Raw genomic sequence first — 595 nt, forward strand, 5'->3', positions numbered from 1 at the left:
AGACTGGGCGTTGTTGCGGTACAACATCGCTGCATCATTCAATGCTCCGCCTTTGTCTTGCCACTCTTTGATTTTGTTCACCGCAAAACGGGCTTCGTCCAACTCATTGTAAGCACTGTAAACCGAAATCGGTTCACCAACGACGCCGTCAGTCCACAGCTCTTTACCCATACGCTCAGTGTTATTGGCGATCAAGGTATTGGAAGCTTCCAAAATGGTCTTGGTGGAACGGTAATTCTGCTCTAGGCGAATGGTGGTTACGCTTGGGAATTCACGGGTGAATTTCTCAATGTTTTCGACTTTTGCTCCGCGCCAACCGTAAATCGATTGGTCATCGTCACCCACAATCATCACATGACACTCAGGCCCCGCCATCATGCGTAGCCAAGCGTATTGGATATTGTTGGTGTCTTGGAACTCGTCAACCAGAATGTGTTTAAAGCGTGCCTGGTAGTGCTCTCGGACAAACTTGTTATCGCGCAGTAGCTCATGAGCGCGAAGCAGAATTTCTGCGAAGTCGACCAAACCTGCACGGTCACACGCTTCTTGATAAGCGGTGTATAGCTGCAAGTAGGTCTTGGTCACGGGATCGTGG

General features: G+C 49.6%; 1 protein-coding gene. It reads right to left on the minus strand.

Going from position 1 to position 595, the window contains the following annotated elements:
* On the minus strand, positions 1-595 hold a 595-nt coding region (locus R7R24_RS28675), incomplete at both ends, for a UvrD-helicase domain-containing protein (protein WP_318120454.1).

Source organism: Vibrio sp. 704, from assembly GCF_033339295.1.